Source organism: Aeromicrobium sp. (assembly GCF_037719875.1).
Classification (GTDB): Bacteria; Actinomycetota; Actinomycetes; order Propionibacteriales; family Nocardioidaceae; genus Aeromicrobium.
In genome coordinates this window covers 76,053-82,271 of record NZ_JBBJMJ010000013.1, presented here as the reverse complement: position 1 = coordinate 82,271, position 6,219 = coordinate 76,053, and the positions used below count along the sequence as shown (strand labels likewise).

The following is a 6,219-nucleotide window of genomic DNA, read 5'->3' as shown; positions in this document are numbered from 1 at the left end:
GGTCGCGGCGGAGTTCGAGAAGCCGGTACTGATGTTCTCCGGCGGCAAGGACTCGGTCGTGATGTTGCACCTCGCGGTCAAGGCATTCTGGCCATCGCCCGTGCCGTTCCCGGTGCTGCACGTCGACACCGGCCACAACTTCCCCGAGGTCCTCGCCTATCGCGATGCCACGGTCGAGCGACTCGGTCTGCGGCTCGAGGTCGCCAGCGTGCAGGACTACATCGACGACGGCCGTCTGCGAGAGCGCAGCGACGGCACCCGCAACCCCTTGCAGACCCAGCCACTGCTCGACGCGATCACCGATCACAAGTTCGATGCCGTCTTCGGCGGCGGCCGTCGCGACGAGGAGAAGGCTCGCGCCAAGGAGCGCGTCTTCTCCCTTCGCGACGAGTTCGGCCAGTGGGATCCCCGGAACCAGCGTCCGGAGCTGTGGAATCTCTACAACGGACGCCACGCCCCCGGCGAGCACGTCCGCGTCTTCCCGCTCAGCAACTGGACCGAGCTGGACGTCTGGCAATACATCGGCGCGGAGGACATCCAGCTCCCCGAGCTCTACTACGCCCACCAGCGCGACGTCTACGAGCGCGACGGCATGCTGCTGGCCGTCGGCCCGGTCTCGATGCCCCGAGACGGCGAGAGGGTCGAGAAGCGGCAAGTCCGCTATCGCACGGTGGGCGACATGTCCTGCACCGGTGCCGTCATGAGCGAAGCGGTCACGGTCGACGAGGTCATCACCGAGGTCGCCGCGACCCGCCTCACCGAGCGCGGCGCGACTCGCGCCGACGACCGGATGTCCGAGGCGGCGATGGAAGACCGCAAGAAGGAAGGCTACTTCTGATGGCGACTCTCCTGCGCCTCGCGACGGCCGGTTCGGTCGACGACGGCAAGTCGACCCTGGTGGGCCGGCTGCTCTATGACTCCAAGTCCGTGCTGGCCGATCAGTTCGACGCGGTCGAGCGGGTGTCGCTCGACCGTGGCCTCGCGAGCGCCGACCTCGCCCTGCTGACCGACGGCCTGCGCTCGGAGCGCGAGCAGGGCATCACGATCGACGTGGCCTACCGCTACTTCGCCACTGCCGAGCGGTCGTTCATCCTGGCCGACTGTCCCGGGCACGTGCAATACACCCGCAACACCGTGACCGGGGCCAGCACGGCCGACGTCGTGGTGCTGCTCGTCGACGTCCGCCATGGCATCCAGGAGCAGACCCGACGTCACCTCGCGGTGGCCTCGCTGCTCCGTGTCCCCCACGTCGTCGTCGTGGTCAACAAGATCGATCTCGTGGACTTCGACGAGGAGACATACAACCGGGTCTCCGACTCGGTCCTCGAGTCCGCCCGAAGCCTCGGCCTCTACGACGTCGCGACGATCCCGGTGTCGGCCCTCGACGGCGACAACGTCGTCGACCGATCGATCCGTACGCCTTGGTATGACGGGCCGAGTCTGTTGACGTTCCTCGAACAGCTCTCCCCCGTCGGTGAGCCGCAGTCCGAGCCTCTGCGCTTCCCCGTGCAGCTCGTCATCCGACCCCAGTCAGCCGCCGACGAGCGCTACCGTGACTATCGCGGCTACGCCGGTCAGATCGCCTCCGGGCTGGTCCGTGTCGGCGACCCCGTCACGGTGCTGCCGAGCGGTCGTATCAGCGTGATCTCCAGCATTGACACCGCTGCTGGTGAGCTCGCGGAGGCCTTCGCTCCCCAGTCCGTTACTCTGCGGCTCGAGGACGACATCGACGTCTCGCGCGGCGACCTGATCGTGACCTCCCGCAGCGTGCCTCCCGTGACCCAGGACATCGACGGCACCGTCGCCTGGCTCACCGAGCAGAGCCTGGCGCCGGGAGCCAAGGTGCTGCTCAAGCACGGCACCCGCACCGTGCAGGCCGTGGTCAAGGCGATCGGCGGCAAGCTCGACCTCGACGCCGCACGCCTGCTCCCGGCCGAGTCCCTGTCGCTCAACGACATCGGGCACGTCACCTTGCGGCTCGCCGCTCCGATCCCCGCCGAGGAATATCTCCACTCCCGAGGCACGGGCGCCTTCCTCCTGATCGACCCGCAGGGCGGTGGGACCCTCGCAGCCGGCATGGTCGGTGACGCATTGCTCGACACGAAGGCCACCGTGGACGCGATTGCCGAGGCTACAGTTCTCGCATGAGCTCGGGTGAAGGAAGCCTCCCACTCACCCTGCGCGTGACCGGCCGCAAGGTCGTGGTCGTCGGCGGCGGACACGTCGCCACCCGGCGTACGCTCTCGCTGCTCGACGCCGGCGCGCAGGTCGTCGTGATCTCCCCCAGCATCTCGGACTCGCTCGCCTCCTCGATCGGTCGCGGGGATGTCGCATGGATCCAGCGGACCTACGAGTCCGGTGACCTCGATGGAGCCTGGCTCGTGCAGACCGCCACCGCCGATCCGGAGGTCGACGGGCGAGTTGCCGATGACGCCGAGGCCCACCAGATCTGGTGCCTCAAGGGCGGCGCTCACGATCACGCAACCGCCTGGTCGCCCGCCGTTGCCCGCGTCGCCGACGTCACGGTCGCGGTCAGTGGCGGCGGTGACGCCGGACGTGCGGCAGCGCTGCGGGACGGAGTCGCGGCCGCCCTGCAGTCCGGTGACCTGCCGCTGCGTCATCGCACGCATCACCCTGACGGCTTCGTCGCGCTCGTCGGCGGCGGCCCGGGCGATCCAGGCCTGCTGACGACCCGCGGCAGACGGCTGCTCGCCGAGGCCGATGTCGTCGTGATCGACCGGCTCGCCCCCCACAGTGTGCTCGCCGAGCTCCCACCCGACGTCGAGGTCATCGATGTGGGCAAGATGCCCGACCACCATCCGATTCCCCAGGACGAGATCAACGCGATCCTGATCGACCGGGCCAAGCAGGGCAAGATCGTCGTACGACTCAAGGGCGGCGATCCCTATGTCTTCGGCCGCGGCGGCGAGGAGCTCATCGCGTGTCGGGAGGCTGGCATCCCGGTCGAGGTGGTCCCGGGTGTGACCAGTGCAATCGCCGTCGCGGCGGCCGCAGGCATACCGGTCACGCATCGTGGCGTCTCCCGCGGCTTCAGCGTCGTGACGGGGCACGAGTCGCTCGCCGACGTGCCACACAACCGCGCACACACCCTCGTGATGCTGATGGGAGTCAAACGGCTGGCAGAGACCGCAGCAGAGCTGATCGCCGCCGGCCACGACCCCGAGACACCCTCGGCGCTCATCGAGAGCGGGTGCACCGAAGATCAACGTGTCACGGTCGGCACCCTCGCCACGATCGCCGATCGCGCTGAGGCTGTCGGAGCCCGGCCTCCGGCGATCACCGTGATCGGCGATGTCGTGGCGCTGTCACCAGGCTGGCCGCCTGCCTGACCAGCCACCACGACGGTCAAAGCGGGGGCCAGGCATGATCCAGCCCCCGCTCGCCGTCAATCGCCCTTCACGTTGACGATCTGCCGCAACGTGTGCCGCACCTCGACGAGGTCCTTCGCGTCCTCCATGACCACGTCAATGTCCTTGTACGCCGCCGGTATTTCGTCGATGAACGCCGCCGTGTCCCGGTACTCGATGTCGCCCATCGCGACCCGGAGGTCGTCCTGTGTGAACGTCTTCCGAGCCCTCGACCGGCTGTACTCCCGACCCGCCCCGTGCGGGGACAAGTTGAGCGAGACCGGGTTGCCCTTTCCCACGACGACATACGACCGTGTGCCCATCGAGCCAGGAATCAGGCCCGGTGTTCCAAGCGAAGCATCGATCGCACCCTTTCGGGAGAGCCACACATCCTTGCCGAAATGCTTCTCCTTGGACGTGTAGTTGTGGTGGCAGTTGATCTCTTCGATTCGCTCCACCTCATCAACTTCGAGCCAATCCCCAAAGCACGTTGCGACCCGGTCCATCATCTCCTCGCGATTGAGCAGGGCAAACTTCTGCGCCCACCGCAGCTCTCGAATGTAGGAGTAGAATTCCTCCGTCCCGTCCACGAGGTAGGCCAGGTCAGGATCGGGCAGGTCGATCCACCACTGCTTGCACAGCCGTTGGGCGACCGCGATGTGACGCTGAGCGATCTTGTTGCCGACGCCCCGCGAACCCGAGTGCAGGAATAGCCAGACCCGGTCCTCCTCGTCGAGGCTGACCTCAATGAAGTGATTCCCGGATCCGAGGGTGCCGAGCTGCAGCTCCCACGTCGCCGCCCGCGCCGCTGGATCGAAACCCAGCCGCACGGCGTCGGCCGTGAGCTCGTCCAGCCGCGCCCGGGTGTGGTCCCGGGTGATGTCCGCATTGTAGTGACCGGCCGAGAGGGGTATCGCGGCCTCGATCGATTCACGCAGAGCACGCCGGTCAGCGGGCAGGTCCTTTCGCCCGTACGTCGTCCGGACCGCGATCATGCCGCAGCCGATGTCGACGCCGACTGCTGCCGGGATGATCGCACCGAGCGTCGGGATGACCGATCCAACGGTCGCTCCCTTGCCCAGGTGTGCGTCCGGCATTAGTGCGATGTGCGGGTAAACGAAGGGCATCGTGCTGGCTACCTCGGCCTGGGTGCGCGTGTTCGCCTCCAGAATCGAGGCCCAGTTGACAAGCCGCTTCGAGATCTTCTCCATGGTTCTTTCTTTCTCGTGAGTGGATGGAACATACAAAAAGCCCCGGCCGCAGGACGCGGTCGAGGCTCGTGTGCCGGAGCAGGTGGCTAGAAGGCCAGGCCTGTCTCCGGGTACGGGGCGTCGTCCGCGGCGGGCTCGAAACGGCCGTTCTGGCGGCGTTCGGGCATGACGAGGTAGTAGCTCCTGATCGATGCGTTTGACATCTTGAGCCCTTTCCGGTCGTCTGCCCGCGAGGTTCGCGGTACGTGCGAGTGTGGACGATACGCAGGTTCCAGGCGCCGTGTCCACCGTGACGGCACAATGAATCCATGATCCGTGCGTTGGCCGTGCTGAGTGCCACTGCCCTCACGAGCGGCATGGTCGCGTGTGGGGCCGACGCACCCGAGAGGCAGCCGCTGCCGTCCGACGTCACGATGCAGGTCGACCAGACGCGGCTCGAGCGCAAGACCCGCAACGCCTTCGTCCGCGTCGACAACGACTCGGGCCAGACGATGGTGGTCAGCCGATTCGTTCTCTCCTCACCGCGATTCGACGATGTGCAATGGCAGGGCGACGAGACGCTCGAGCCCGGCCAACAGGCAGACCTGGAGTTCGTGATGCCACCCTCACGGTGCGGGAAGGGCGTGGAGGCATCGGTGAAACTGACCTATCGCCTCGGGGACTCTGGCGCTCGGGAGTCCGAGGCCGCGGCCGACGACCCGTTCCAGTCCATCGGGCTCCTGATGGATCGGGACTGCGCCAGGAACACCTTGGCCGAGGCCGCAGATCTCCGCGTCGGCACACCGACAGTGGTGGGATCGGGCGGCACCTCCTTGCTCAACCTGCCCATCACGTTGACCCCGACCGGCAAGCGCGATGACATCCGGTTCGGTGGATTCGAGTCGACACCGCTGTTCCGCCAGGCAGGAGACTCCCCGGTCGACGTCGACACACACATTGACCCCTCCTCCCCGACCGAGATCGTGATGTCGGTCGCCCCGGCACGCTGCGACCCGCATGCGCTCGCCGAGGACAAGGTCGGCAGGCTGTTCGGCATACGGGTCCTGGCCCCCGAGCTCCCTCGTGGGTCGTCGTTCTACCTCCCGTTGGACCGCGATCAACGCCTCGCCTTCTATGACTACATCCGGGCGCGCTGCGGACTCTGAGTCAGTTGTTGCGCGCCGCCAGCCACCGGTTGAAGTGCCTGCCCCCTCGACGCATCACGACGTGGTGTCCGGCGACGAACACTGGGCGCAGGAGCCACGCACTCCAGCGCATCCAGCGCCGGTCGGTGGCGACCCGCCAGTCGATCTCCATCATGGTCCTGTCGTCGTCGAGCTCGACGAAGGTGACCGCTCCCCGACCCCGCAGGTCACCTCGCGAGCTGAACGTCAGCCGGTCGGGCCGGCTGAGCTCAAGGTCCGCCAGCACGAACGACACGGAATACCCCAACCCGCTCGACGCCCGCATCTTGAGGTCGTCGCCGTGATAGTCGGTGACCTGCACCGATGGCCACCACACGAGCGGATCGGTGGTCTCGAGCAACGCCTCCACCACGTCCCACAGCGGCTCACGTCCGAGCTCGACATGCCACCGCGAGACGAGCACGTAGTCCGAATTCATGTGTGCTTCTCCGTGTCGCTACCGGGTCCGGAGGGAGC

The 6,219-nt window shown here is 67.1% G+C and carries 6 protein-coding genes; 4 read left to right on the top strand and 2 right to left on the bottom strand.

The window, feature by feature from the left end; genetic code table 11:
• The 3 genes from cysD to cobA form a co-directional block, all read left to right on the top strand.
• Positions 1-838 (top strand): sulfate adenylyltransferase subunit CysD (gene cysD, locus WKF39_RS12605; RefSeq protein ID WP_340388910.1); only part of this gene is annotated, 838 nt, incomplete at its 5' end.
• Positions 838-2,148: a GTP-binding protein gene (locus WKF39_RS12600; RefSeq protein ID WP_340388908.1), complete on the top strand. Its 1,311-nt coding sequence runs from the start codon at positions 838-840 to the stop codon at positions 2,146-2,148. The genes cysD and WKF39_RS12600, both read left to right, overlap by 1 nt.
• Positions 2,145-3,350 carry a uroporphyrinogen-III C-methyltransferase gene (gene cobA / locus WKF39_RS12595; protein ID WP_340388906.1) on the top strand — a complete coding sequence of 402 codons (1,206 nt, stop codon included), beginning with the start codon at positions 2,145-2,147 and terminating at the stop codon, positions 3,348-3,350. Before WKF39_RS12600 ends, cobA begins: the two co-directional genes overlap by 4 nt.
• Positions 3,351-3,406: 56 nt before the next feature.
• Here cobA and WKF39_RS12590 read toward each other — a convergent pair whose 3' ends face one another.
• Positions 3,407-4,579, bottom strand: a complete 1,173-nt coding sequence (locus tag WKF39_RS12590) for an RtcB family protein (protein ID WP_340388904.1) — start codon at positions 4,577-4,579, stop codon at positions 3,407-3,409.
• Positions 4,580-4,887: 308 nt separating this feature from the next.
• On the opposite strand from WKF39_RS12590, the gene WKF39_RS12585 reads away from it, so the two are divergent.
• Complete coding sequence (locus tag WKF39_RS12585; protein ID WP_340388902.1) at positions 4,888-5,724, top strand: hypothetical protein; 837 nt, start codon at positions 4,888-4,890, stop codon at positions 5,722-5,724.
• Between the two features lies 1 nt (position 5,725).
• Here WKF39_RS12585 and WKF39_RS12580 read toward each other — a convergent pair whose 3' ends face one another.
• Positions 5,726-6,181 carry a hypothetical protein gene (locus tag WKF39_RS12580; RefSeq protein ID WP_340388900.1) on the bottom strand — a complete coding sequence of 152 codons (456 nt, stop codon included), beginning with the start codon at positions 6,179-6,181 and terminating at the stop codon, positions 5,726-5,728.
• Between the last annotated feature and the right edge of the window lie 38 nt (positions 6,182-6,219).